Genomic DNA, 25,173 nt, shown 5'->3' with positions numbered 1-25,173 from the left:
CATGGCGCAATCCTTGTGGTTACAAAACTTTATCTCGGTATACAGTGAGTTATCGAAAGATAACCTTGCCGCACTTGGACAGGTATATCATCCCGATATTGAATTTTGCGATCCATTACATCGACTCAATGGGTTGCCGTCTCTGGTCGATTACTTTGAGCATCTCTATCAGAATTTACTCAGTTGTGATTTTAAGGTCGATCAGGTTCTTGAGTCTCAGCAAGAGGCCGCGGTTTATTGGACCATGAGTTTTCGCCATAAGCAGTTGAACGGTGGGGAGCTCATTACAATTTCTGGCCATTCACACCTTCGAGCCCAAGACAATAAAGTGATTTATCATCGCGATTATCTCGATGCCGGAGCCATGTTGTATGAACATGTGCCGGTGTTGGGGGCATTAGTGCGGCTGATAAAACGCCGAGCGGTGAAATAGATGAAGACCACTCACGCTACTCAAAAAAACATCCTTATCACTGGCGCAACTTCAGGTATCGGTGAGGCGCTTACTAAGGCCTATGTCAGTCAAGGCCATCATGTTATCGCTTGCGGCCGTAGCCAAAGCAAACTCGCACAGTTGGCCTCCGCTAAGCCAGCCCAATCGCAGGTAGAGCAGGGGACTGAACAAGGCAGGATTAGTCATTTGTGTTTCGACCTAACCGGCTTTGAGGCTTATCCCCAACTTAGTGCAGAACAGGGAGAATTAGATTTACTGATCCTCAATGCGGGTGATTGTGAGTATATCGACGATGCGCTCAATTTTGATGCTAAAAAGTTTGAGCGTGTTATCCAGATAAATCTTATCTCTGTGGGCTATGCCCTGCAGGCCTGGCTCAGTGCCATAAAACCCGGCGGTCGTTTGGTGTTAGTTAGCTCTAGCGCGCAGATGTTAGCTCTGCCAAGAGCTGAGGCCTACGGCGCATCGAAAGCGGCGCTAACTTATCTTGCTAAGGTGTTAGCGGTCGATTTGGCTCAACACGATATTGAGGTGAGCTGGGTTCATCCGGGCTTTGTTGAAACGCCCTTAACCGATCGTAATAACTTCGCCATGCCAATGATAGTGTCACCGCAGCAGGCGGCTGAACACATTATTAGTGGGCTTGAAAAGGGAAAGCGTGAAATCTGTTTTCCTCGCCATTTTATATTCATTATGCGCGTTTTATCTTGGCTGCCTTTTTCCTTATGGCGCAGATTAGCGAGAAGGATGACTAAAGCATGAAAAAAATCGCCATTATTGGGTCAGGCATTTCAGGGTTAACCTGTGCCTATTTACTCGATAAGCAGTTCGATGTGACTGTTTTTGAAAAGAATGATTACGTGGGGGGGCATACCGCGACGGTAGATATTACACATGAAAATCAAGATTATGCCATCGACACCGGCTTTATTGTATTCAATGACAGAACCTACCCACATTTTAATCAGTTATTGAACTTGTTAGGTATTCAAGGCCAAGCCACCGAAATGAGTTTCAGTGTGCATCATAGGCAAAGCGGGTTTGAGTATAACGGTCATGGCTTGAACTCGTTATTTGCTCAGCGTCGTAATATGTTTCGGCCACAGTTTTGGTCATTGATCCGGCAAATTCTGCGATTCAACAAACTCTGCAAACAAGCATTTCATCAACAGACTATTGCTGAAGGAAGCACCTTAGGCGACTTTTTACAACAACATGGCTTTAGTGAGTTTTTCTGTGAGCATTATATTTTGCCCATGGGCGCGGCAATTTGGTCGACCAGTTTGGATGAAATGCGTCAATTTGAGCTGAAATTTTTTATCCAGTTTTTCTATCACCATGGCTTACTTAATATTAGCGACCGACCACAATGGTATGTTGTGCCCGGTGGCTCTCGAGTGTATGTGCAAAAAATCTTAGCTGAGCTGTCTAAACCGGTGCAAACCCAAGCTCACATCGTCTATGTCAGTCGTAATAGTGACGGCGTGTTACTGCAGTTTAGTGATGGTCGCAACTTGCAGTTCGATGAGGTGATTTTTGCTTGTCATTCCGACCAAGCTCTAGGGTTACTGCAAGATGCGACTGCAGATGAACAAGCGATATTAGGCGCGATACCCTATAGTCGCAACGAAGTTGTACTGCACACTGATATCAGTTTGTTACCCAAACGACCCTTAGCTTGGGCCAGTTGGAATTATATGTTGGATGACAATTTAAGCCGACCTTCTTGCGTGACTTACAATATGAACATACTGCAAGGGATCGACAGCGATACCACTTTCTGTGTCACTTTAAATCAGAGTAATGAAATCGCCCCAGAAAAAGTGCTACGCCAATTTGTTTATCATCATCCGGTGTTAAATGAGTCAAGCGTTGCAGCGCAACAGCAGCGCAGCAAGATCTGTGGCAAACAGCACACTCACTTTGTCGGTGCTTATTGGTACAACGGCTTCCATGAAGATGGTGTGCGTAGCGCCCTCGATGTGACGCAGCGATTTGGACTGACCTTATGAGCCAGAATGATGACAGACCGAGTGCTAGGAAAGAGCAGCCTGAGGAGCATAGCGGTATCTATGTAGGGCAAGTTCGTCATCGTCGCTTTGGCGCAATCCCTCATGCCTTTCGTTATCGACTTTACATGATGGGGCTAGATCTCGACGAGTTGCCTCATTTGTTGCAGCGCAGCTTCATTTTTGGCAAGCATTGGTTTAATCCCATCCGCTTTAATGAAAAAGATTACCTCATAAGTGAACCTGGCAGCCTTAAGCAGCGTATTGCACAGAAAGTTAACGCGCTCGGAGGCGAGTGGCAGGCCGATGGCAGAGTGTTGATGTTGGCTCAATGTCGTTGTTTAGGGCTGTATTTTAGTCCAATCAATTTTTACTTTTGCTATGACCAACAGCAGCAATGCCAATATATGTTGGCCGAAGTCAGTAACACTCCGTGGCGGCAACGACATTACTATTTGGTGTCGTTAACTGGGTCGATGAAAGTCGATAAAGCTTTTCATGTTTCGCCCTTTATGGAGATGGAGATGACCTATCATTGGCGTGTCACTCCACCTGATGATAAGGCATTGATACATATTGAAAATCATAAAAATAGCAAAGTGTTTGATGCCACTTTAGCCATGACAAAGCAAAGAGTAACAGCAAAAGCTTTGTCGAAACTCTGGCTAGGAACGCCATCGATGACACTCAAAATGTTGCTGGGGATCTACTGGCAGGCATTGAAATTATGGATTAAACGAGTGCCCTTTGTTGCCCACCCCGAATCGAATGTGAAAGCCGATTAACTGTAGCGAGGTTGAAATGGAACAATTAGTTAAACAAAACAGGACACTTAAATCTCGCCGAGTTGCTTTCACTCTGGGAGATAATGCCAAATACCGTAAATTGATCATCAGACTATTGGCCGAGCTAGATGATGCCTGTATCGAATTGATCGAGTGGGATGAGCATCTGCTATTGGGTCAACGCGATGCTCAATTGACGGGGCAAATTGTGGTACACGATCCAAGCTTCTATAAAGATGTGATTATGGGCGGCAGCATAGGTGCGGCAGAAGCCTTCATTGATGGAAAATGGACCAGCCCAAATTTGACCAAACTGATCCAAGTGATGGCACGTAATCAAGCCAAACTGGATGAAATCGAAAGCAAAATGGCCTGGTTATCACGAATTAAAAACCTGTTTATTAGACAGAAAAACAGTAATACCCAGCAAGGTTCAAAGCGCAATATTCTTGCTCATTATGATATCGGTAACGAACTGTACCAACGCTTTTTAGATAACAGCATGCTTTATTCTTGTGCGGTATACAGCGACGAGGCCAAGAGTTTAGCTGAGGCTCAGCAAAATAAGATGCGCACCATCTGTGAAAAGCTGGCGCTTAAAGAGTCTGACCATGTTATCGAGATAGGTACTGGCTGGGGCGGATTAGCCATTTATATGGCAACCCATTACGGCTGCCAAGTGACCACCACGACTATCTCAGAGGCTCAGCATGAGTTTGCTCAGCAAAGCATTATCAAGGCAGGGCTTAGCGATAAGATCACGCTGCTGAAACAAGATTATCGTTTACTCCAAGGGCAATATGACAAGCTGGTGTCTATTGAGATGATTGAGGCTGTGGGGCATGAATATCTGCCGACATTCTTCGACACCTGTAACAAGCTTCTGAAGGCTGACGGCAAAATGTTGCTTCAGGCGATCACCATCAGTGATGCTCGCTACGATAAATACCGTAAAAGCACCGACTTTATTCAAAAGTATATTTTCCCCGGTGGTTGTTTACCTTCGGTTGCCGTGATGGCGAAACATCTTGCCGAGCGTACAGACATGGTGATTTGCGACATCGAAGATATTGGTTTGCATTACGCCAGAACCCTCAATGATTGGCGTATAGCTTTTGAGCAGCGTTGGACAGAATTAGCCGAGTTAGGTTACAGCGATACCTTTAAACGCTTGTGGTTGTTCTATTTTTGTTACTGCGAGGGTGCATTTAAGGAGCGAGTGATCAGTACCCATCACATTGTGAGTCGTAAGCCTCGCTATCTGGGCGCCGGTGATGAAACGGTTTTGGATTATTAATCTACTGCTATTTCAGCTTTGCTGGTTTAGCGCTGCATTACTGCCAAGTTATGCCGAAGTGCTGCTGGTGGGGTTATTGGCTGTGCACTTTTTGTTGTCACCCTCTCCAAGGCGAGATTGCAAGGTACTGCTATTGGTGCCGATAGGATTGCTGGTCGATAAATTGCAATTTGAGTTTAATGTTGCGGGCGAGACTGATGTGTTTTTTCCGCTGTGGTTACTGCTGCTGTGGTGCATGTTTATCATCAGTTTTAACCACAGCTTAAATTGGTTGACCCGATGTAACATGGCAATCGTATCGATTTTGGGTGCCTTGGGCGGCGCATCAAGCTATTGGGCTGGAGTGAGCTTGGCTCGTTTAACGACTCATCTGAGTGATATTCAGTTGTTGATGTCACTACTGCTTATCTGGGCTGTACTCATGCCTCTGCTGGTGATGAGTTACAGACAATTAATGCCCATCAAGATTGATTCCAAATGACCTTGAAGTGGCTTAATGGAGGTATTAGATGTTACGGCTAATTTCAGTATTCATCTTGTGGTTGTGTTTGCAGCTTGGCATCAGCCAAAGCTGCTTTGCTGCAGCGTCAGATACCATGCCAGCTGATCAAGTCACTGACAATGGGCTCAATTTGCAGACGTTAAACTTGTTAGGCGAAGGCGAGATGAGTTACCTGTTTTGGACCTTGTACCGTGCTCAACTGTTTAGCTCGACAGCCTCTTTTATCGCCGATGACAATAATCCCAAAGCGCTGCGAATCGAATACTACAAACATATCGACAAACAGGCGTTAATCGAAGCGACTGGCGAGCAATGGCTGCATCTGGGTTATAGCGCGAGTGCGATTGACACTTGGCTGAAACCGTTAAATCAAATATGGCCAGATGTCACGCCTGGTGACGCACTCACTCTTTATGTGACTCAAGGCGGAGAGAGCCAGTTTTATTTAGACGATAAGCTGATAGGCATGATTAATGACCCTGCTTTTGGTCAGGCTTTCCTATCCATTTGGCTGTCTAAAAACACCACAGAACCTCAGCTGCGCAGGCAACTGCTAGGAGAAAACCGATGAAAGCTTATTCTTATCTATTGGCATGGGGAAGCCTTTGCTTGATGCTAGTTGGTGTATCGGGTTGTGGTTCTGCCAGTCTTGATGAACATAAAGGCACTCAACCTGAGCTGAAATTAGAGCAATTTTTTACAGGTAAGCTAAAGGCTTATGGCATGGTGTTCGATCGCTCGGGCAACTTGCTGCGTCGTTTTAATGCTGACCTAATCGGTCATTGGGAAGGTGATACCGGCGAGCTAAAAGAATGGTTTGAATTTGATGATGGTGAAAAGTCGACCCGAGTATGGCAATTGACTAAAACCGCGGATAATCAATATCAGGGACAAGCTGCCGATGTGGTTGGTATCGCTAAGGGGCAAACTCAGGGCTCAGCGCTGTATTGGCAGTATGATTTGCTGGTGGAGGTTGAGGGAGAAACCTATCAGCTAACGCTAGATGATTGGATGTTCCTGCTGGATGAAAAACGATTATTCAATAAAACCGAAATGACAAAGTTTGGTTTTAAAGTGGGCGAAATAGTTCTCTATATCGAGAAGCTAGATGATTAATACCAATCAGTATAATGGTTTATTGTGCTTCGGATGCAATGATAGCCTTGATGCTATGAGAGTGCACTTTAATACAGACGTCTGCGCGCTTAAAGGCAATAGTGGGATTAGCTAAGCGTTCATGTTCACCTTGTGGAGAGCTGTGCTTCACTTTGATATCAGTCCTTTGCTCGAAAATTTCATTAAGCTGGGGAGCCACCTCAAGTAGCTGCTGTTGAAGCTGTTGTGTCGTTTGCGCTTCGCCGGGTAAGATGATTTCGATATGTTCCCAACCTTCAGCAGGATATGCCTTTTCGCTAGGGTAAGGTAGCTCCACACATTCAATAGCTAACTCGATAGCATTACTGCTAAGAATTAACGGCTTATCAAGCTGAAAGATCAGAATAGGGCGGCCATTAATCATATTGTTAGAAATGACTTTGCCTTGGGTTTGAAAATAGTGAGATAGACGGTCGGCAGCGGTTATAGTATTGACTCTGAGCGCGACATGGTCGCATTCAAGATTCAGTTTATCCAGTTGCAGCAGGCTGAGAAACTCGCCTATCTTAGCTGAAAATCTTGCCCAGCTTTGCTGAAGGTCGTTTGCCGTTATGCTGTCTAGGGTTTGGTGCGCGATAGGCGCTGATGGCTGTGTCATAGGGTTCACTTACTGAATTAAGGCCAAATCTCGATAGGCGTTCCGGTATCGATAGCGCGCCATAGTTCATCTATTTCATCATTTTTCAGTGCAATACAGCCATCGGTCCAGTTCAGACGCTGGGCTTCATCTGGCGTCAGTGATGAATTAGGGTTTTGTCCATGGATCATGATTTGACCACCGGGATTAACGCCTAAGGCTTCTGCTCTCAGTCTGTCTTCTTCATTGGGGTAGGAGATATGAATGGCGCGATAGTAAGCACTATCAGACTTTTTATAATCGAGAAGATAGCGCCCCTCGGGTGTGCGCTGATCGCCTTCTTGCAGTTTATGACCCGTGGGACGATCGCCCATCGCAATTTTATAGCGGCGTAATACTTTTCCTTTTCGCATTAGCGACATGCTGGCATCAGACTTGTTGACCACCACAAGATCGACCTTGCCAATATCACTTTTACTCATGTTTTCATAGGTGCTTTGACTGCTAGCTGTCGCTAAACAAAAGCCGCTAAAACAGAATAAAGTTAGCAGGAAAAAAGGTTTAAAAAGTATGCGCATCTTATATTTAACTAAAATAAAGCCATTGCTCGGCTGTTCATGATACCTCATTTTAGATTAAGCTGGAGCTGTTTCTTCCAATAACTGTGGTTAGCGACACAAACATTGTCTAGGTCACTGTTCACAAGGATTTTTGTTTAGGATGCAAGAAAATAGTGAGACTACCCGTCAAAAGTTACGAGTGATTATCTTTGGGACAGATACCAAGGCTGGTCGATATTTCGATATTAGTTTGATTGTCTGTATTGTGCTCAGTGTTGCACTGGTGTTTATCGATACCGTTGATAGTATTCATCAGCAATATGGCGAATGGATCCGCGTTGCTGAATGGTTTTTCACGCTGATTTTTACCATCGAATATTTACTGCGTCTTTATTGTTCGGCGCAGCCGGTACAATACGCTCGTAGTTTCTATGGCGTGGTTGATCTACTTTCCATCTTGCCGAGTTATCTGGCCTTAGTGTTCCCTGGCGCCAACTTCACCTTAGTGATTAGGGTATTGAGGCTATTCCGTATTTTTCGGGTACTCAAGTTATTGCGCTATCTCAGCGAAGGCAATATTTTGTTGCGTGCCATGATGCAGTCGAGCCGCAAAGTGTTTCTGTTTTTCTTCTCTGTCAGTTTGATTGTGATGGTGCTCAGCGCAGTAATGTATGTGGTCGAAGGCCCTGAAAATGGCTTTAGTTCTATGCCGAAATCTATCTACTGGACGATTGTGACTATCACCACCGTAGGTTATGGCGATATTACACCGCAAACGACCTTGGGTCAGGGCATCGCCGCATTAACCATGTTGATTGGTTATTCGATAATTGCCATTCCTACAGGGATTTTAACTGCGGAAATTTCTCAAGAGATAGTGCGTAAGAAAGACCTTCGTCGTTGCAGTAACTGTCTTAAAATGGGCCATGAATCTAATGCGGTTTATTGTGATAAATGTGGCAGTGAACTTGAAACCGATATGTAGAGTAACGGGCTTTAGTCCCTTCATCCAAGGATTGAGATGAGCAAAGCGAAGTTTGTTGAAGGCGATATCATGCGCCATATTTGGGTGATGAGTTCAACAGCAGCTATTGGTATATCGGCGCTGTTTGTCGTCGATTTATTGGATATCTTTTTTCTCAGTTTACTGGGTGAACAAGAGCTTGCTGCGGCCGTAGGTTATGCTGGCTCAATTTCTTTTTTTATCACATCTATTGGTATTGGGCTTTCTATCGCCTTAGGTGCGCTGGTTTCTCGTGCTATTGGGGCAAAAGAGTTGGCACTGGCTAAGCGCTTATTACTCAATTGTGCCGTGGTGAGTCTCGTTGTATCAGTGTTCGTCGCAATAGTGGTCTCTTTTTCCATTCCACAACTATTAGCCTTAGTGGGGGCTAGTGGAAAAACGGCCGAATTGGCAGCAGATTACTTATATATTTTAGTCCCTTCTATGCCGGTTATTTGTTTAGCGATGGCCCTAGGAGCCGCATTGCGAGCCGTGGGGGACGCCAAACTATCTATGATGTCGACCCTTTGTGGTGGCGGCGTCAATTTGGTGTTCGATCCTATTTTCATTTTCCTGCTTGCCATGGGGATAGAAGGCGCGGCTTTAGCCTCAGTATTGGCCCGTTTCGCAGTATTGTTTGTGTCAGCTTACGGGGTATTTGTTAAACACAAACTGATTGGACGCTTCGAATTCCCCGCTTTAAAACAAGATCTCAAACCTATTTTTGCTGTCGCAGGCCCTGCGATGATGACCAATATTGCCACACCAATAGGCAATGTGGTGGTCACTCGAGCCATAGCCGATTTTGGTGATAGTTTTGTGGCTGCTTGGGCTGTCTTAGGGCGTTTAACGCCAGTCGCTTTTGGGATGATTTTTGCCTTATCAGGTGCGATTGGACCGATAGTTGGACAAAATTTTGGTGCGCGACAATTTGAGCGTGTTAGGGAGAGTTTAACTAAGGCGATTCAGTTTTGTGCCGCTTATGTGGTATGTCTCTCAGTGTGCTTGTTTATCCTCAAAGAGCAGATCATAGTGATCTTTGCGATGCAGGGAGAGGGCGCTGAGTTGATCCGCTTTTTCTGCAATTATATCGCGGTATTTTTTGTGTTTTCCGGTGCACTGTTTGTGGCTAATGCCTCATTTAATAATTTAGGTAAAGCCAAGTATTCGACGTTGTTTAATGTGGGTAAGGCGACTCTGGGGACGATCCCATTCGTTTATTATGGTGCTCAGTGGGGGGGCGTTGAAGGCGTATTAGTGGGTCAGGTAATAGGCTCAATATTATTCGGCACCTTAGGTGTGTGGACTGCTTATCGATTGGTCGATAAGGTACAAAATAGCCCTGTGGTTGCAAAAACTGTCAGCGTTGATGCTTTGGATGAAGAACTGAGTCCTATTAGTCCTAATCCACTTTCTTCCTCGTGCGCGCAAATGGCGCAAATAAACGAAGAGCAAGATAGTGAGGCAAGTAATAAAGTCAGCGAACTCGTGGTGGGTGAGCGACGGGATTAGCCCGCTTAAATGGGCTAACTCGTGGTGCGGCAGGTGATTCGTGGATTTAAAGCCAAATCAATATTAAGCCTAGAAGTGTGACTAGGCTTGGCTTTCGCTTTTAACTGTTTCAGTTTCCGTACTTGTTTCAACTTCCGCTGTAGCTTCAACATCATCTTTCGATTCAATATCATCGTTAGCTTTGGCAAGTTCATTGGCTTTTGCTGCCATTTCGGCTTGTTCACGGGCTAACTCTTTAGCGCGATCGCCTTTAGACACGTACTTTTTTACCGTCGGTGGGGTATGTTTATTGTGACGCGCTTTGGCTCGTTTAGCGGTCTTTTTCATCATCTTTTGTTTTCTGTTCATACCTACCTGCTTATTCGGCTCACTGGGATAGCGTGGAGTATTTAGGATGCTAATGGTTAGTGTAACCGTTTTTAACTGCATACACCTAAACTGGGGGCGGATTCTAACCTAATCTGAATCGAGTCGCCAGAATTACTCGCATAGAGACGATGCGTGTTTGGATAGCATCTTTAGGGATTTAATCAACAAAAGCTGCTGATTTTGGCTTATCAGTCACCAGTGGGAATAGCAAGGTGATTTACACTCTTTACCCTTATTATCTTATTGTTTTAATTTAATTTTAAGGTTTACAAATCTTTACCTTTTGTTCGGGTGAAAATTTGATCTAGCTCAAAACTTGCTATCCCAGTGAGATGTTTATAATTAATCTATTCAATAAAATGTTGTCCTTACAACAAAGGAGTTAGCTTTATGTCTGCAAGTAAATGTCCGATGCATCACGCAGTGGGTGGCGGTACTTCCAATAAAGATTGGTGGCCGAATCAGCTTCGAGTCGATCTGTTACATCAACATTCTACTAAATCTAATCCTATGGATGCTGATTTTGACTATGCCGCTGAGTTTAACAGTCTTAATCTTGAAGACGTTAAAAGTGATTTACGTGCCTTAATGACCGTCTCTCAAGACTGGTGGCCGGCAGATTTTGGCCATTATGGTCCACTGTTTGTGCGGATGGCTTGGCATAGTGCTGGTACTTACAGAACGGGTGATGGCCGCGGTGGTGCAGGAACTGGGCAGCAACGTTTCGCTCCTTTAAACAGTTGGCCGGATAACGTCAATTTAGATAAAGCTCGCCGTTTGATTTGGCCTGTTAAACAAAAATACGGCCGTAAGATCTCTTGGGCTGATTTAATGATTTTAACCGGTAACGTTGCTTTAGAGTCTATGGGCTTTAAAACCTTTGGTTTTGCCGGTGGCCGTGCGGATGTGTGGGAACCTGAAAACGATGTGTACTGGGGTGATGAAACGGTTTGGCTTGAAGGTAACAAGCGTTACTCCGGTGAGCGTGATTTAGATAACCCATTAGCTGCGGTACAGATGGGATTGATTTATGTGAATCCTGAAGGGCCTGAGGGTAATCCAGATCCTGTTGCAGCGGCTAAAGATATTCGTGAAACTTTCGCCAGAATGGCAATGAATGATGAAGAAACCGTAGCGCTAATTGCGGGTGGCCATACATTCGGTAAGACACATGGTGCAGGTGATGCTGAACTTGTGGGTGAAGATCCAGAAGCCGCAGGCCTTGAGCAACAAGGCTTTGGTTGGAAAAGTGCCTATGCTAGCGGTAAAGCGGGAGATACTATCTCTAGCGGTCTAGAGGTGACTTGGACACAAACACCGACTCAGTGGAGCAATTACTTCTTTGAAAACCTATTTGCCTATGAGTGGGAGTTAACCAAGAGTCCAGCGGGCGCCCATCAATGGCAACCTAAGGACGGCGCTGGCGCAGGTGAAATCCCTGATGCATTCGACAGCAGCAAGAGCCATGTTCCAACCATGCTAACCACCGATTTATCGCTGCGTTTCGATCCTGCGTATGAAAAAATCTCTCGTCGCTTCTTGGAAAACCCTGAAGAGTTTGCCGATGCGTTTGCTCGTGCATGGTTTAAGCTGACACATAGAGATATGGGGCCTCGTGCATGTTATTTGGGTAGCGAAGTGCCAGCCGAAGAACTAATTTGGCAAGATCCGCTACCTCAAGCGCCGACTAACATCATAGGTGCCAATGAAATTGCCTTGCTTAAAGTTGAGATTGCCGGTTCTGGGTTGTCTATTTCGCAAATGGTTTCAACTGCTTGGGCATCGGCTTCAACTTTTAGAGGTTCAGACAAGCGTGGTGGTGCTAATGGTGCCAGAATCAGATTGAGTCCACAAAAAGATTGGCCTGTTAACCAACCTCAGGAATTGGCCAAAGTGTTGGCGGTTTATGAAAACATTCAGCAAAACTTCGCTCTACCTGTCTCCATTGCCGACATTATCGTGCTTGGTGGTTGTGTCGGTGTTGAGCTAGCTGCAAAAAATGCGGGTGTGGACATTGTTGTGCCATTTACTCCAGGTCGTGTCGATGCAACAGCAGAGCAAACCGATGTTGACTCTTTCGCTGTGCTTGAACCCTTTGCCGATGGCTTTAGAAACTATGTCAAAGGCCGTTACCGTATTCCTGCTGAAGCCTTGTTACTGGATAAGGCGCAATTACTGACCTTAACCGCACCTGAGATGACGGTTTTAGTGGGTGGTATGCGTGTACTAGGAACCAATGTGAACCAAGTACCACATGGGGTATTTACTGATAACGCTGAAACATTGAGCAATGATTTCTTCATTAACCTGCTTAGTATGGATAGTGAGTGGAAGAGTACCTCAGAAACACAGGAATTGTATGAAGCGGTAGACAGAGCGACGGGTAAACCTAAGTGGAGCGGAACCCGTGTGGATTTAGTGTTTGGCTCGAATTCAATACTGCGTGCGGTCGCTGAAGTTTATGCCTCTGCCGATGCGAAAGAGAAGTTTGTTAAAGATTTCGTAGCGGCTTGGGATAAGGTGATGAACCTAGATCGTTTCGATTTAGCTTAATACTGATTGGTATAAATCATCAACCGGAAGGCTAAATAAAAACGGTGGTAAGTTTTGACTTACCACCGTTTTTTTATGGGATTAGCGAGTAAATTTGGCGATGTCATCATCGCTGGCGCCATCGTTACATTCACCGCGGATCTCACCGCGACCCACTTCGATAATACGGCTTAATTCAATATAACCTTCACGGCAAAATTGCGTCATTGCAATGGTTTTATTTAACCCAAGTTCAACCTGCTGTGTCCATTGTGAGAGATCAATTGACTTCATCGAGCGTCTTTTGCCGCCATTTTGCCGCTGCATTCTTTTTAGGTCGTCAATTCGTTGCTGATGAGGCTGCTCCATGGTGGGGAGCTCAGCGTATTTAATGCTGTAGGTAAATAGCTTGATGCCATCTCCCTTAATTGCGGTGACAAATTTATCATCCACCACGGTATCAAAGTCTTCTACATCGAGTTTACGGGCTGAGCAAGCGCCGAGGCCAATAATGAAACATAAGCTAATGAGTAATTTTATATGCATGATTTTATTGTCTTTGTATGCAAGAGGATAAGCAGGAATAGTGTTATTGATTAAGCATACCGTAAATGCTTTGGGATATCATCTATCGCTGTAGATGGACAGCGATAGATGAGATAGAGCACCTTTATCTAAGGCGCCCTCAACAGTGAATGCAAAGTGAGAAGACGTTTGAGATTAAGCGAAACGTTGATTCAAGTAGTTAATAATGTCTGAAGATTCGTACATCCATTTCACTTGGCCATCTTCTTCGATACGCAAACACGGCACCATGGCTCGGCCACCTTGCTCTACGAGAGTTTGTTGATGCTCGGTTTGTTTGGCATCGATTAAGTTGATGTTCAAGCCTTGGCGACGCATGGTGCGGCGCACCTTAACGCAGAATGGGCAAGCGGCATACTGATAAAGCTGCAGACTGCGGGTTTGCTCATCAACCTTCACCTGCTCGGTGACTGGACGCTGACGTTTTTTAGGGGCGAAAATAGCGTTAAGTAACAGAATAATACGGCCAAGTAACCAACGAACAATAAACATGAACAACTTCCTCATTGTGTTTGATGGTCTGGATTCTAACCTAAGTGTGATTTGGATCAAACCTTGAATTGGCATGCGACTTTTGAGAAAGCAAGCCGACAGAGTAAGACAAGTATAAATTAGCTGCAATCACGGCAGATATTAATCAAGAGAGCGAGTAAGACTCGCTCTCTTGTGGGATGCTAAATACAGTAGGTTAATCTGCACTCAAGGTTAATAGTGCTTGACTGCCACTGGTATTGAGTTCGGCTTGGCTGTCGAGTACGAATACTCTATCGGGGCTAATTTGTGCGTGTTCAATCAGATAACTTTTCACCGCCACCGCGCGTTGCTGAGCCAGAGCTCCTAAGGCTGAATCTGCAATAGCTTGCTGGTTTAATAACATATTGTACATTGCGATATGCCAGCGGTTTTGAAGTTCCTCATCACCCAAGGGCTGTTCTTGCTGGCTGGTTATCTGAGCCTTTATCTCATTGGCCGATTGTTTTAGCTCAGCATCATATAGCTGCTTTAGCGCATCGGATAGCGGGCCAGATGTTGGGTATGTACTTGGCGTTAGATCGGTTGGTATATCGACTTTTGCCGTGCTGGCTAACTTTTGTAGTAGTAGGCTAGTCTTGAGTGCCTGGCTATCTTCAACAAGGCTGACGGCTCCGCGAGCACTGATGCTGAGTTTAGGTCTGTCGATTAAACCTTTAGCTAACTTATCTAGCAGTGATTGACTATCGTCACTGAGTATTGGACTTCCTGGGTTAAAGGCCACTTTATCCAGTTCATCATCAGAGCCCAATAGGCCTGCAATTAAGCTAAATGGCGCGGTTACCGCTTTGGTGATCACGTTAGTAAAGGCGGTTAGTATGATACTGCCGAAACTAAAGTCGGGTTCATTTAAGTCGCCAGAAACTTGTACTCCCAGGTCGATAACGCCATTTCTATCTTGCAGCAGCGCAATGGCCAGCGTCACAGGCAAAGAGGTGGCAAGGCTGCTTTCACTTTGCTTACCTAATGCTAATTGATCGATAACTAAGTGGTTATCGCCGACCAGTTGATTGTTTTCAAGTTGGTAGGTGAGATCTAATGACATTAAACCTTTGTCGATGTAGTAACCGGCATAAGTACCCGAGTAGGGGTTTACTGAAGTCAGCTCAACATGTTTAAAGCTTACGGCTAAGTCTAAATAAGGCTCGGGCAATAGTGGGTTCACTTCGCCTTTTACGGTCACAGGAGCATAACGGTCAATTTTACCTTTAATATCGACTTTAGCGGCTTTGTCGCTACTAGAAGATAGGTGAGAAATCGTGCCTTCAAGTTGTTCTATCCCACTGGCGAAATTAGGTGTCAGCGAGTTATCGGCAAAGAAGGTTGCACCGTCTTTGATAATCACTTTATTGATGGACAATGCCATAGCTGCTTGTTCCGCCTGAGCTTCCTGCATTTGCTTATTGGTAGGAGGTTCCGCATTGATTTGCGCTTCAGTCGTCTTAGTTTCTGTAGACGGTGCCGGCGTTTTGACTAACTCTTGGAAGTTAGTGGTTCTGTCTGCGGCGATTAAAATACGGCCATAGGGTTGAGTCAAAGTCACTTGGTCGATGGCGAGTTTATTGGCGGTTTTATCAAACTCTAACGTATTGATATCGAAGTTTTGCCATTTGACCAGCGTCTCTTTATGAAGCTCATCTTTGATTAACAGATCATCGACTTGCATCGCGCCCAGATAGTTAGCCTCAGCTTGAGCGTTGGCACTCAGTTCGCCTTGGGTGCTGAATAAGCCTTTCTCAAGTTTGATGTTGAGATAAGGAGCCAGGTAAGGCTGGAATTGAGCTAAATCCAGTTTGTCGAGTTCAACATGAGCTTGTACTTGCTGGGCTTTGGCATCCACTTGTCCCTGGCTGCTAAAACTGCCTTGTTGATTAATATTGAGACTAAGTTGGTATTCAATTGGCTTAGATAATGCGGCATCGACACTGCCGGTGGAGAGGGCGATATTGCTAATAATCCATTGGTTTTTACCATTAACAAGTTGTTCGCTTAAAGCCAGTTGATAATCATTTAAGTTAATTCCACCCAGTACCGCGCTCCAGTCATTTTCGGCATGAGATTGGGTATTCGCTGCGGCGTTACTTTCGGTATTAGGGGCAGAAGCCGTCTCTGTTGTCGCTGCGGTTTGGTTAACGTCGTCAGCTTGAGTTTCTGTACTGACTTGCGCTGCTTGCATCGACTTAGGGGCAAATAATTTAACTAGGTCGACCCCTTGTTTATCGACATTGGCATTAAGGCGTAACTTTTCAGAGTCGAGACTGCCGATAACTAGCTGTTTTTCGGTTAAATTAAAATCAATATCGCTTAGGGCAAACTGATCTAGTTGTAATACGGGCTGCTGTAGATGTTCAACACTGATTTGTTTAAAGGCGAATTGGCCGTTACTGGTGCTTGCAAGCAAATTTTTGTCATCGATAGCTACGCGATAACGAGTCGAGAAATCGACCAAGCCTTGAGTCAGTACCACATTGAAATCTTCGGCAACAAAGCCCCAGAACTGGGGTAAATCGATATTGCTTAGTGCAATATCACCTTGTACTTCAAAAGGTAATAATTGCACTTGGCCTTTTAGCGCCACAGTACCACCGTGTTTACCATGAAATTCAATATCGTAACGGTTGGTATCATTCGTTGTTTCGGTGTTATTCGCGACAGCTGTACTCGCTTGCGCCGATGTGGGATTACGCTTGTCTATCGCCAATGGATTGTGGGAATCAAAATATTTTATATTGAGATTGATTCTGGGATAAGTCACTTCGCTGCGGGTGATCTCATCGGCAAGATTGAGATTAGCATCGACAATAGCAAAATTAGCCAGCATAAAGTGAGGGATCACTGCGGGTTTATCTTTTACTGGTTCGGGCTCTTGAGACGCATTAGCCGCTAATGTAGCCAAGATATCAGAGAAGTTAAATTGCAATGGTTGGTCGCTGATCACGCGTCGGACTTTGGCATATGGCTCGACAATGTTGATATCGCTAAAGCTAAAGCCCCAATTAAAAATGGAGTGCCAAAATTGGTATTGAAGGCTGACTTGCTTAAAGCCCACAAAGGGGCTGTTGTCTTGTTCAGCAATGCCGAAATGGTCAAGCTGTATCGCTAAGGTAAAAGGGTTAATGCTGACATCATTTAATACGACAGGACGATTTAATAAATTGGAGAGTTGTTTCGGTGCTTGTTGAACGATAATGTAAGGAACAAGCAAACCTAAGATCAGAGTCCATACTAGATATAAAGATAATAAAATTCCACTATAGCGTTGATATTTTGGAAGTTGTTTGTATTTTTGTCTTAAACGTGCAAACACTGATGGGACGGAAGACATAATCACCTTTTAAAAAAGAAATATGGACTGTGAACTAGAATTAGTGGCTAGAGCCTGAAAAAATACACTGGAAAAATGTACAACACGCCAGCCAATTATGATTCTAGTCCGATTACAATCGATATTGAATGGTTAAAATAGAAATTTTCAAAATTAGACGGAAAAACAGATTGATATGACAGTATTTTACCTCGATGGCCAAGAGGTCGAATTTAAGCCTACCGAAACCGTATTAGATGCGCTGATCCGTCATGGCCAACAGGTAAACTATTCTTGCAAAAAAGGGGTATGCAAAACCTGTCTGCTCGAACAGGTCGAAGGGCAGATAAAGCTGGGCTCCCAACGTGGCTTAGCCCCAAGACTAAAGCAACGTAACTATGTTTGTGCTTGCCAATGTCAGGCTACTGCCGACATAAAATTTAAATCAATCTTGCCCCAAGATCTGTTTGTCGGCGCAGTGATCCAGCATAAAAAGATCCTTAGCGATACCGTGGTTAGTATCGGATTAAAGTTAGAGAACAAGTTATTTTACGAGCAAGGACAGTACCTAAACTTGCGACGTTTCGATGGCTTGACCCGAAGCTACTGCCCAATCAATGCTGCTAATGACGACATTGTCGAATTTCATGTTAAGCGTAAATATAACGGTCAGTTTAGTGACTGGTTATATCATCATGCTGGGGTGGGCGAGCAAATCTTAGTTCAGGGGCCTTTAGGTAATAGCTACTATAAAGCTGAGTATCAGGATCAAACTTTGATTGTGGTGGCTTTTGGCAGTGGATTGGGTGTGGCCTACGGCATTGTGGCTCATGCGCTGCAAAATAACCATCAGGGCGAGGTGTTTCTGTATGCTGGTGGTCGCGATGAAGGTGAGCTCTACCTGCATACTCAATTGCTCAAAATGAACTTAATTCATCGCCAGTTTACCTACCAAGCTTGTATTACCGGCCATAAGCCTTCTGTAATGAAAGGTAGTCGGGTGGTGATGGCCGATCCCTTCGTTCAAGCAGTTAAAGCCCATCGTTTCGATCGACAACAGCAGCTGTTTCTTTGCGGTGATGCTATGGCGGTTAATCACAGCCGTGAGCAGGCATTTTTAAATGGTTACCCAATTGAACGTGTACATACTTTGTCTTTTGAATATAAAGATCTGCGTAATCGTGCACGCCGATAATATTAGCAAGTTGAAATTTAACTCATTGACAAAGATGAAGTTTCTGCGCCATTATTCTTATTGATAGCAATCTCCTAAATTGTTTATGCCGTTCTTCGCTATAGGTATTGCGACGATTAATCATGAAAATACTGATTTCAAGGATGGAATATGTTGATTCGAATTGCGATTGAAGACGATCAATCAAGCTTGGCTGAGCTGTTTAATCAATACCGACAAAGCTTAGGGCAAGCCGCTGAACTTGCGGCTTGTGAAGACTTTATACAATCGAGATTACTCGAGAATGACTCGGTGATTTTGGTTGCGATTTTTGAGCAAAAAATAGTGGGTTTTATTCAACTTTACCCCTCTTACTCTTCACTTTTATTGAAACCCATTTGGTATTTCGATGACATCTTCGTTATCGAGTCGCTGCGAAAGCAAGGAGTTGCAACAGGTCTTATCGAAAAGGCAAAACAGCTTGCAAAAGAAACCAATGTCCTTGCGGTTCGCCGTACTGATTTATCAGACCATGGTTTTGTTTTACTGGAATAACTCTGCTCAACGTTGAAAGTTTACGTCTCTTGCTTATCAGGCTGTGAGCGACAATTTTCAATGTGATAAGATAGCGCGGTTTTGTTATCTGAAGATGTGGAGATATAAGTTGAACAAAAGCGTTGTAACGAATCTATTGGCCGCTTTAGTGGTGCTTGCTGGCTACCTGTTTGCTTCCCCTGTAGTTCTGAGTATTGGTTTATTCGCTCTGTCTGGCGCAGTGACTAACTGGCTGGCAATCCACATGCTGTTTGAAAAAGTTCCCGGTTTATATGGCAGTGGTGTGGTGCCTGCACGTTTTGAAGAGTTCAAAGCGGGCATTGCGCATTTGATGATGGAGCAGTTTTTTACCGAAGAAAACATTGATAAATTTCTTTCGGCCCAAGGAGAAGGCGCCAAGCATATTAATCTGCAACCCGTGATTGAAAATGTCGATATGACGCCAGCGTTCAACGCATTGGTCACTACGGTCGAGCAATCTTCGTTTGGTGGTATGCTAGCCATGTTTGGTGGCAGTGAGGCCATTACTCCATTGAAAGATCCCTTTATTCAAAAAATGAAAAGCTCGTTAATTGAGATCACGCAAAGCGATGACTTTTATGAGTTAATCAAACAAGAAATTGAACAGCCTGATGTGATGGCCGACTTACGAAGTCAGGTTGAGAGCATAGTGCATCAACGACTTGCCGAGTTAACGCCTCAATTAGTTAAAGAGATAGTACAGCAGATGATTAAGAAACATTTGGGCTGGCTGGTGGTTTGGGGCGGTGTATTTGGTGGCTTAATTGGCCTATTTGCTGCGTTGATTGCATAATCAATTAACGATGTTTTCATTGGGTTAATGGTCGCTGTCGTTACAGCAATGGAGAAGCGAATGAATAAGCACTTAACTATCAATTATCTTGAAATCCCCGTTAAAGAAATTAAGCAAACTAAAGCTTTTTTTAGCCAAGTTTTTGCTTGGGAATTTGTTGATTACGGTGACAGTTATACCTGCTTCACTAACGCAGGGATCACGGGTGGGTTTTATTGCAGTGAGACTCATTCTGAGCAAGGTTTTGATTTGGCAAATGGTGCGCCATTGATTGTGATTTATTCGTCGCAACTTGAGCAAACCATGGCGGATGTTGAGCGCGCAGGTGGCGTGATCACTAAAGCAATTTTTAGTTTTCCTGGCGGCCGCCGTTTTCATTTTAAAGACCCTAATGGCAATGAGTTTGCCGTGTGGTCGGAATAGACGTTACCAGATATAACAATAAGGATATTTTTGTATGCCTCACTGTATTATCGAATACTCGGCAGCTTTGACCGACAAACTGGATGTGAGTGACTTGGTTCAAGCCGTACATCAAGGTGCTATCGCTTGTGGATTGTTTGAACCTTCGGCGGTGAAAACTCGTAGTTATCCAAGTCAACACAATCAGGTGGGATTACTGACTGACGGCAGCTTTGTTCATATCACCTTTAAAATTATGCCCGGCCGCTCTGAGGAGCAGAAACAACTGCTGACGCAAACCGTGTATCAACACCTCAATGAGTTAGCTGAGAACGTTAATAGCATCACCATGGAAGTATTAGATATTGCAAAGTCCAGTTACTTTAAACGACTGAATTAAACGATATTTAAGTAAGCGATTGCAGTAGATGTTGAAGCTGGTTTACTCAACTCAGCTAGTGATAAAAATTCGTGTATGTGTCGAAATTGTCGGAAGACAATATAGTTTGTCGATTCCAATAAAGTTTGATCGTTTTTGAGCAATGTCAGAGGGGGATGGGGCGGACAAGCTAAAGCATTTATGCTCCAAAGTGAGTTAGCCTTGGAATGAAGGTTTGGCATTTTTTGATATTTGCTGAGTAGCGGTTGGCTGAGTACTTTTTAGAAAGGGTGTTTGAAAGTGTGCCTTCATGGCAATCTATCACCTGCGGTGAGCGAATGTGCAAACACGCTTTTGGCACGCCGCAAGCACGTCCATGTGGGCTCTGCGAAATCATCCATGATTTCGCAGGCCAAAACCGCGTTTACACAGGGTTATTTCATCTCTTCGATTTTACTTCATCTGATGCGAGTCGCTAATTCAAAAGCCAACTTGGGATTGCCCCAAAATGAGTTTCACGCCACGCCGTCAATCGAATACTCTTAACTTTTTTTGCCAAATTTTAGTATTGACGCACAGTGTCTATTGAATTGGGGGCTTACCAGTTTTATATAACTCTAACGTGTGCGTAGTTGGCACTACATTATCGTAATCTGTAATTTCAATCACTCTTCGAAGCTCAGGAATACATTGCACAGATACATCACCTTGTTCGTATTGTTCTGAAGCAGAATTTACTTTACTGTATGATTTACGATAATTTTTTTGAGTCTTACTAGTGTGTCTATACATGCTNTCTTCGAAGCTCAGGAATACATTGCACAGATACATCACCTTGTTCGTATTGTTCTGAAGCAGAATTTACTTTACTGTATGATTTACGATAATTTTTTTGAGTCTTACTAGTGTGTCTATACATGCTTGGCCTCCTACCTTACAAGGTAGCGTACCTTGCAAGGTCGCGCTAATAAGCTGTTATACGTACTAGTGAGTGCCATCGAGATAACTCAAAGATGAACTAAGGATAGATCATGCCTAAAAATATAAACTCGGCATATCGAGTTAGACAAATAATAAATGAAGCAAAGGGTAAGCCTGATAATATTCCTACTCATCAAGTGTGGGGGGAAGTCTTCGGTATTAATGAGGAAGACCAAAACAAAAAGAGCTTTGCGATATCTAGATGTTTGGCAGACCTTCATGACGAAGTTGAGTCAATCAGAGTTAAAATGAGTGCTCTAAACTATAGTGTCAATTTATATAGTGTGAGTTTAAATAAGTGCAACTCTATTTTGGCAGTGCAAAATCTATCATCTAGCTGGAAGTCAATGAAGCAGAAAATAACTCCAGAAGTTGCCGTTGCACTTGGTTTTTGCTCTGAAATACTGCCCGGTGAAGAAGAGTTGGTTGAACCAGAGCAATTGACGGAGTTGAATGGGCTCGTTTCTGAGCTAAGAGAGTGCTTGTCAGAATCAAATTTGCCGGAATATACACAAAAGATTATCCGCAAACACTTAAGTAAAATAGAAGATGCGCTCGTAGACTACAAGGTCGTCGGAAGCAAAGCACTTAATGAAGTGATGCAGTCTGCGTATGGAGAAGTTATTTCAAATGAAGCTATCTTCAAAGAAGCGCAAGGTACACAAGAGCTGAGTAAGTTATCCTCTATGTGGCAGAAAACGAAATCCATACTGGATGCGGTTGCTAGTGCTGATAAGCGTCTTGGGGCAATGCAAGGCATGGCTGAAAAAGGGCAAAAGGTAATGGAGTTTCTTGATAACTTCAACGTATAACAAGAGTAACCAAGATGCTCGTTTCACTCGCCGGACCGGCCAACGGCCGGCCCGCTGTTACTGGCGTTATATTTCTAGGCAATAAAATGAATGCTAAATATAGACATTTAATTAAATTAGCGCGTAAGAAATCCATTTATCATCATGACGATTTAAAGAATAGTAATCTTTGTGGTTGTTTCCATTGCTTAGCGGAATTCGAATATAAAGATGTTGTAGAATGGGTTGATGACAATGACACTGCACTTTGTCCAAATTGTGCTATCGATTCTGTAATAGGTGATCATTCAGGTATACCAATTACAAGAGAATTTTTGCGTGCAATGAAAAGGCGTTGGTTTTAAAATTCGATTTAAAATATAACAAAAACAATTAAGTCGGACAGCTAAACGTTGGTTGCTGTTCGTTCCTCACAACAATTATAACCAACGTTAATCTGACCGCTTATTGAAGCGTTATATGACTAAATGAAATATAAAATCAAAACTTCAGATCTTATTATTGGATCGACCAACTTAGAGAATGTTGATTCAAGTATGGGTATAGCTCACGGTATATTTTTGCCTGAAAAAGATTATGGTAAAGTACAAGATGTATTTCAGTTATTTATAAGTGAACACTTTGAAGAATACTATAAAAGCAGGGATAACTTGAATCTAGAATTGATTGATGAAGATGGGAATACAATTCTTACAGACTGTATTCACATTGAAGATTATCTAGCAAAATTTGACGAAGCTACAATAGAAATTAAATTTTCAGAATCAATTAAATAAGTATATCAGTACGTTCATATAACAAAATTAATTAAAACCGATGCAAACACTCTGCTTGTTTTTGTGTTTCGCTTCGCTCAGTATTACACAAAAAAAGCGCCGTGTTTGCACGGCTTATTAAGGCGTTAGCCCATAGAAATATTAATCTGAAACTCACATATATAGAGCTAAAGTTCTAACTCACAAATGTCCAAAAGCGTTTAGGGATTCATAATAATCTTTAATATCACTGGTGGTGTAGTTTTGAATTTCCTTCTATCACGCCACCTTCGCGCATGTATTGTAAACATTCATCTTGCGTCATTATGTTTCCTTGTTATTGTGCTCAAAATGCCAACAGCTAATAAATTATCATGCTGGTTTATAGATTTAAAATACAAGAAAGCGCCTGTTTTAACATTAAAAACAGGCGCTTTTTATTCGCATTACTTTAAGACTGGTAAGCGCTATCGTGTACTGATTGTACCGCTCTACCTGATGGGTCGATGATCCCTTGTAAGCTGGCATCCCATGCTAAAGCTTCTGGAGTCGAGCAGGCCACAGACTTACCACCAGGGACGGTTTCTGCCGCTGACGTGAGTGGGAACAGCTCGTCGAAGAAACAGCGATAGAAGTAGGCTTCTTTGGTTTCTGGCGTGTTATACGGGAAGCGGAATTTAGCGTTCGCGAGTTGTAGATCGTCCACTTGTTCCGCTGCGTGGTCTTTCAGACCATCAATCCATGAGTAACCTACGCCATCACTGAACTGCTCTTTTTGACGCCATGCCACTTCTTTAGGTAATTTGTGCTCAAAGGCGGTACGCAGAATATGTTTTTCAATGCGGCCATCTTTAGACATCTTGGCTTCAGGGTTAATGCGCATCGCAGTGTCGATAAATTCTTTATCGAGGAAAGGAACCCTCGCTTCTAATCCCCATGCTGCCATCGCCTTGTTAGCGCGCAGGCAATCGAACAGATGTAGTTTATCGAGTTTACGTACTAGCTCTTCATGGAAAGCTTGTGCGTTTGGCGCTTTATGGAAATATAGATAACCACCAAATAATTCATCGGCACCTTCGCCTGATAGCACCATCTTAATGCCCATTGCCTTGATTTTACGAGCCATTAAATACATAGGTGTTGCAGCACGAATGGTGGTCACATCATAGGTTTCAAGGTGATAAATCACATCTTTTAACGCATCTAAACCATCTTGGAAGGTAAAGGTGATTTCATGATGTATGGTGCCAATAGCATCGGCTACTTTTTGCGCTGCGGCGAGATCAGGAGCACCTTCTAAGCCCACTGCAAAAGAATGCAGTTGAGGCCACCAAGCATCTGTAGCACCATCATCTTCGATACGGCGCTTAGCAAAGGTTTGAGTGATTGCCGAGATGACCGATGAGTCGAGTCCACCCGATAGTAATACACCGTAAGGTACGTCTGACATTAGTTGGCGTTTAACTGCAGCTTCTAACGCTTCACGTAGTTCATCAACACTGGCTTTGTTATCTGCAACGGCACTGAATTCTTGCCAATCACGTTGGTAATATTGTTGATATCCCTGATCAGTGAGGTAATGGCCGGGTTTAAATTCAGCAACGGTTTTACATACTGGCATTAAAGCTTTCATCTCGGACGCGACGTAGAAGTTGCCTTCGGTGTCATGACCTGTGTAAAGCGGAATTATGCCCATGTGATCGCGGCCAATAATGTATTTGTCTTGCGCTTTGTCATACAACACGAAAGCAAAAATACCGTTGAGTTTATCGAGGAAGTCACAGCCATACTCTTGATAAAGCGCCAATATCACTTCGCAATCTGAGTTGGTTTGATAGCTGTACTTATCACCCAGTTGGGCTTTCAATTCTTTGTGGTTATAGATCTCACCGTTAACGGCAAGAACTAATGATTCATCTTGCGAAAGTAGCGGCTGCGCACCATGTTCGATATCGACAATTGCCAAACGTTCATGGGCGAGAATGGCCTTATCGCTGCTGTAGATCCCTGACCAGTCTGGACCTCGGTGGCGCAGTAACTTGGACATTTCCAGAGCTACTTGACGTAGTGGGGTAGCGTCAGACTGAATATCTAAAATGGCGAAAATTGAACACATACTGCAAGCT

General features: G+C 43.8%; 26 protein-coding genes. 19 read left to right on the top strand and 7 right to left on the bottom strand.

All coding sequences use genetic code 11. From position 1 onward, the window contains the following. The first annotated feature begins 1 nt into the window (after position 1). Genes L1D21_RS08985 through L1D21_RS08950 form a run of 8 tightly spaced genes read left to right on the top strand, consistent with a single transcriptional unit; the run spans position 2 to position 6,163 of the window. Complete coding sequence (locus tag L1D21_RS08985) at positions 2-433, top strand: nuclear transport factor 2 family protein (RefSeq protein ID WP_239844892.1); 432 nt, start codon at positions 2-4, stop codon at positions 431-433. Next, the gene (locus tag L1D21_RS08980; RefSeq protein ID WP_239844891.1) at positions 434-1,216 is read left to right on the top strand and encodes an SDR family NAD(P)-dependent oxidoreductase; all 783 of its coding nucleotides are present in this window, start codon (positions 434-436) and stop codon (positions 1,214-1,216) included. It abuts the gene before it with no gap. Then, positions 1,213-2,466 (top strand): FAD-dependent oxidoreductase, encoded by a 1,254-nt coding sequence (locus L1D21_RS08975; RefSeq protein WP_239844890.1) that lies wholly within the window; start codon positions 1,213-1,215, stop codon positions 2,464-2,466. Before L1D21_RS08980 ends, L1D21_RS08975 begins: the two co-directional genes overlap by 4 nt. Then, positions 2,463-3,248 carry a DUF1365 domain-containing protein gene (locus L1D21_RS08970; RefSeq protein WP_239844889.1) on the top strand — a complete coding sequence of 262 codons (786 nt, stop codon included), beginning with the start codon at positions 2,463-2,465 and terminating at the stop codon, positions 3,246-3,248. Before L1D21_RS08975 ends, L1D21_RS08970 begins: the two co-directional genes overlap by 4 nt. A gap of 16 nt (positions 3,249-3,264) precedes the next feature. Continuing rightward, positions 3,265-4,545 (top strand): cyclopropane-fatty-acyl-phospholipid synthase family protein, encoded by a 1,281-nt coding sequence (locus tag L1D21_RS08965; RefSeq protein ID WP_239844888.1) that lies wholly within the window; start codon positions 3,265-3,267, stop codon positions 4,543-4,545. Beyond that, on the top strand, positions 4,523-5,026 hold the full coding sequence (locus L1D21_RS08960; protein WP_239844887.1) for a DUF2878 domain-containing protein: 504 nt from the start codon (positions 4,523-4,525) through the stop codon (positions 5,024-5,026). The genes L1D21_RS08965 and L1D21_RS08960 overlap by 23 nt, the downstream gene beginning before the upstream one ends. A 28-nt stretch (positions 5,027-5,054) precedes the next feature. Continuing rightward, entirely contained in the window at positions 5,055-5,618 is a 564-nt protein-coding gene (locus L1D21_RS08955) for a chalcone isomerase family protein (protein WP_239844886.1), read from the top strand. Further along, positions 5,615-6,163 carry a DUF3833 domain-containing protein gene (locus L1D21_RS08950; protein ID WP_239844885.1) on the top strand — a complete coding sequence of 183 codons (549 nt, stop codon included), beginning with the start codon at positions 5,615-5,617 and terminating at the stop codon, positions 6,161-6,163. The genes L1D21_RS08955 and L1D21_RS08950 overlap by 4 nt, the downstream gene beginning before the upstream one ends. 19 nt (positions 6,164-6,182) lie before the next feature. Here L1D21_RS08950 and L1D21_RS08945 read toward each other — a convergent pair whose 3' ends face one another. Both L1D21_RS08945 and L1D21_RS08940 read right to left on the bottom strand, forming a co-directional pair. Further along, positions 6,183-6,800 carry a VOC family protein gene (locus L1D21_RS08945; protein WP_239844884.1) on the bottom strand — a complete coding sequence of 206 codons (618 nt, stop codon included), beginning with the start codon at positions 6,798-6,800 and terminating at the stop codon, positions 6,183-6,185. A gap of 17 nt (positions 6,801-6,817) precedes the next feature. Beyond that, entirely contained in the window at positions 6,818-7,261 is a 444-nt protein-coding gene (locus L1D21_RS08940; protein ID WP_239844883.1) for a L,D-transpeptidase family protein, read from the bottom strand. 238 nt (positions 7,262-7,499) lie between these two features. Between L1D21_RS08940 and L1D21_RS08935 the strand changes: the two genes are divergently transcribed. Next, complete coding sequence (locus L1D21_RS08935; RefSeq protein WP_239844882.1) at positions 7,500-8,324, top strand: ion transporter; 825 nt, start codon at positions 7,500-7,502, stop codon at positions 8,322-8,324. 36 nt (positions 8,325-8,360) lie between these two features. Then, entirely contained in the window at positions 8,361-9,854 is a 1,494-nt protein-coding gene (locus L1D21_RS08930) for an MATE family efflux transporter (protein ID WP_239844881.1), read from the top strand. A gap of 81 nt (positions 9,855-9,935) precedes the next feature. Here the strand turns inward: L1D21_RS08930 and L1D21_RS08925 are convergent, their stop codons facing one another. Continuing rightward, complete coding sequence (locus tag L1D21_RS08925) at positions 9,936-10,202, bottom strand: DUF2986 domain-containing protein (RefSeq protein WP_239844880.1); 267 nt, start codon at positions 10,200-10,202, stop codon at positions 9,936-9,938. A 411-nt stretch (positions 10,203-10,613) separates the two neighbouring features. On the opposite strand from L1D21_RS08925, the gene katG reads away from it, so the two are divergent. Beyond that, the gene (katG, locus tag L1D21_RS08920; protein WP_239844879.1) at positions 10,614-12,776 is read left to right on the top strand and encodes a catalase/peroxidase HPI; all 2,163 of its coding nucleotides are present in this window, start codon (positions 10,614-10,616) and stop codon (positions 12,774-12,776) included. Between the two features lie 81 nt (positions 12,777-12,857). Here katG and L1D21_RS08915 read toward each other — a convergent pair whose 3' ends face one another. The 3 genes from L1D21_RS08915 to L1D21_RS08905 form a co-directional block, all read right to left on the bottom strand. Further along, positions 12,858-13,301, bottom strand: coding sequence for a hypothetical protein (locus L1D21_RS08915; RefSeq protein ID WP_239844878.1), 444 nt, complete (start codon positions 13,299-13,301; stop codon positions 12,858-12,860). Between the two features lie 174 nt (positions 13,302-13,475). Next, positions 13,476-13,832: a glutathione S-transferase N-terminal domain-containing protein gene (locus L1D21_RS08910; protein ID WP_239844877.1), complete on the bottom strand. Its 357-nt coding sequence runs from the start codon at positions 13,830-13,832 to the stop codon at positions 13,476-13,478. A gap of 196 nt (positions 13,833-14,028) precedes the next feature. Continuing rightward, entirely contained in the window at positions 14,029-17,196 is a 3,168-nt protein-coding gene (locus L1D21_RS08905) for a DUF748 domain-containing protein (RefSeq protein ID WP_239844876.1), read from the bottom strand. 175 nt (positions 17,197-17,371) lie between these two features. Here L1D21_RS08905 and L1D21_RS08900 point away from each other — a divergent pair, with 175 nt between their 5' ends. The 8 genes from L1D21_RS08900 to L1D21_RS08865 all read left to right on the top strand — a co-directional run bounded on the left by L1D21_RS08900 (position 17,372) and on the right by L1D21_RS08865 (position 23,068). Next, the gene (locus tag L1D21_RS08900) at positions 17,372-18,370 is read left to right on the top strand and encodes a 2Fe-2S iron-sulfur cluster-binding protein (RefSeq protein ID WP_239844875.1); all 999 of its coding nucleotides are present in this window, start codon (positions 17,372-17,374) and stop codon (positions 18,368-18,370) included. A gap of 150 nt (positions 18,371-18,520) precedes the next feature. Further along, on the top strand, positions 18,521-18,904 hold the full coding sequence (locus L1D21_RS08895; protein ID WP_239844874.1) for a GNAT family N-acetyltransferase: 384 nt from the start codon (positions 18,521-18,523) through the stop codon (positions 18,902-18,904). Between the two features lie 109 nt (positions 18,905-19,013). Further along, positions 19,014-19,718, top strand: a complete 705-nt coding sequence (locus L1D21_RS08890; protein ID WP_239844873.1) for a DUF445 domain-containing protein — start codon at positions 19,014-19,016, stop codon at positions 19,716-19,718. Positions 19,719-19,778: 60 nt separating this feature from the next. Then, a complete protein-coding gene (locus L1D21_RS08885; RefSeq protein WP_239844872.1) occupies positions 19,779-20,141 on the top strand; it encodes a VOC family protein in 363 nt (120 codons plus the stop codon). A 34-nt stretch (positions 20,142-20,175) separates the two neighbouring features. Beyond that, positions 20,176-20,520: a 5-carboxymethyl-2-hydroxymuconate Delta-isomerase gene (locus tag L1D21_RS08880; protein ID WP_239844871.1), complete on the top strand. Its 345-nt coding sequence runs from the start codon at positions 20,176-20,178 to the stop codon at positions 20,518-20,520. Between the two features lie 1,010 nt (positions 20,521-21,530). After that, positions 21,531-22,292: a hypothetical protein gene (locus L1D21_RS08875; RefSeq protein ID WP_239844870.1), complete on the top strand. Its 762-nt coding sequence runs from the start codon at positions 21,531-21,533 to the stop codon at positions 22,290-22,292. Between the two features lie 86 nt (positions 22,293-22,378). Beyond that, complete coding sequence (locus tag L1D21_RS08870; RefSeq protein WP_239844869.1) at positions 22,379-22,636, top strand: cytoplasmic protein; 258 nt, start codon at positions 22,379-22,381, stop codon at positions 22,634-22,636. A gap of 123 nt (positions 22,637-22,759) precedes the next feature. After that, positions 22,760-23,068, top strand: a complete 309-nt coding sequence (locus L1D21_RS08865) for a hypothetical protein (protein ID WP_239844868.1) — start codon at positions 22,760-22,762, stop codon at positions 23,066-23,068. A gap of 430 nt (positions 23,069-23,498) precedes the next feature. On the opposite strand, the gene asnB is transcribed toward L1D21_RS08865, so the two are convergent. Next, on the bottom strand, positions 23,499-25,163 hold the full coding sequence (gene asnB / locus L1D21_RS08860) for an asparagine synthase B (RefSeq protein WP_239844867.1): 1,665 nt from the start codon (positions 25,161-25,163) through the stop codon (positions 23,499-23,501). Between the last annotated feature and the right edge of the window lie 10 nt (positions 25,164-25,173).

It is taken from the genome of Shewanella sp. Isolate11, from assembly GCF_022398315.1.
Taxonomy (GTDB): Bacteria; Pseudomonadota; Gammaproteobacteria; order Enterobacterales; family Shewanellaceae; genus Shewanella.
The sequence above is the reverse complement of the archived record's forward strand: the minus strand, read 5'-3'. Positions and strand labels throughout refer to the sequence as shown.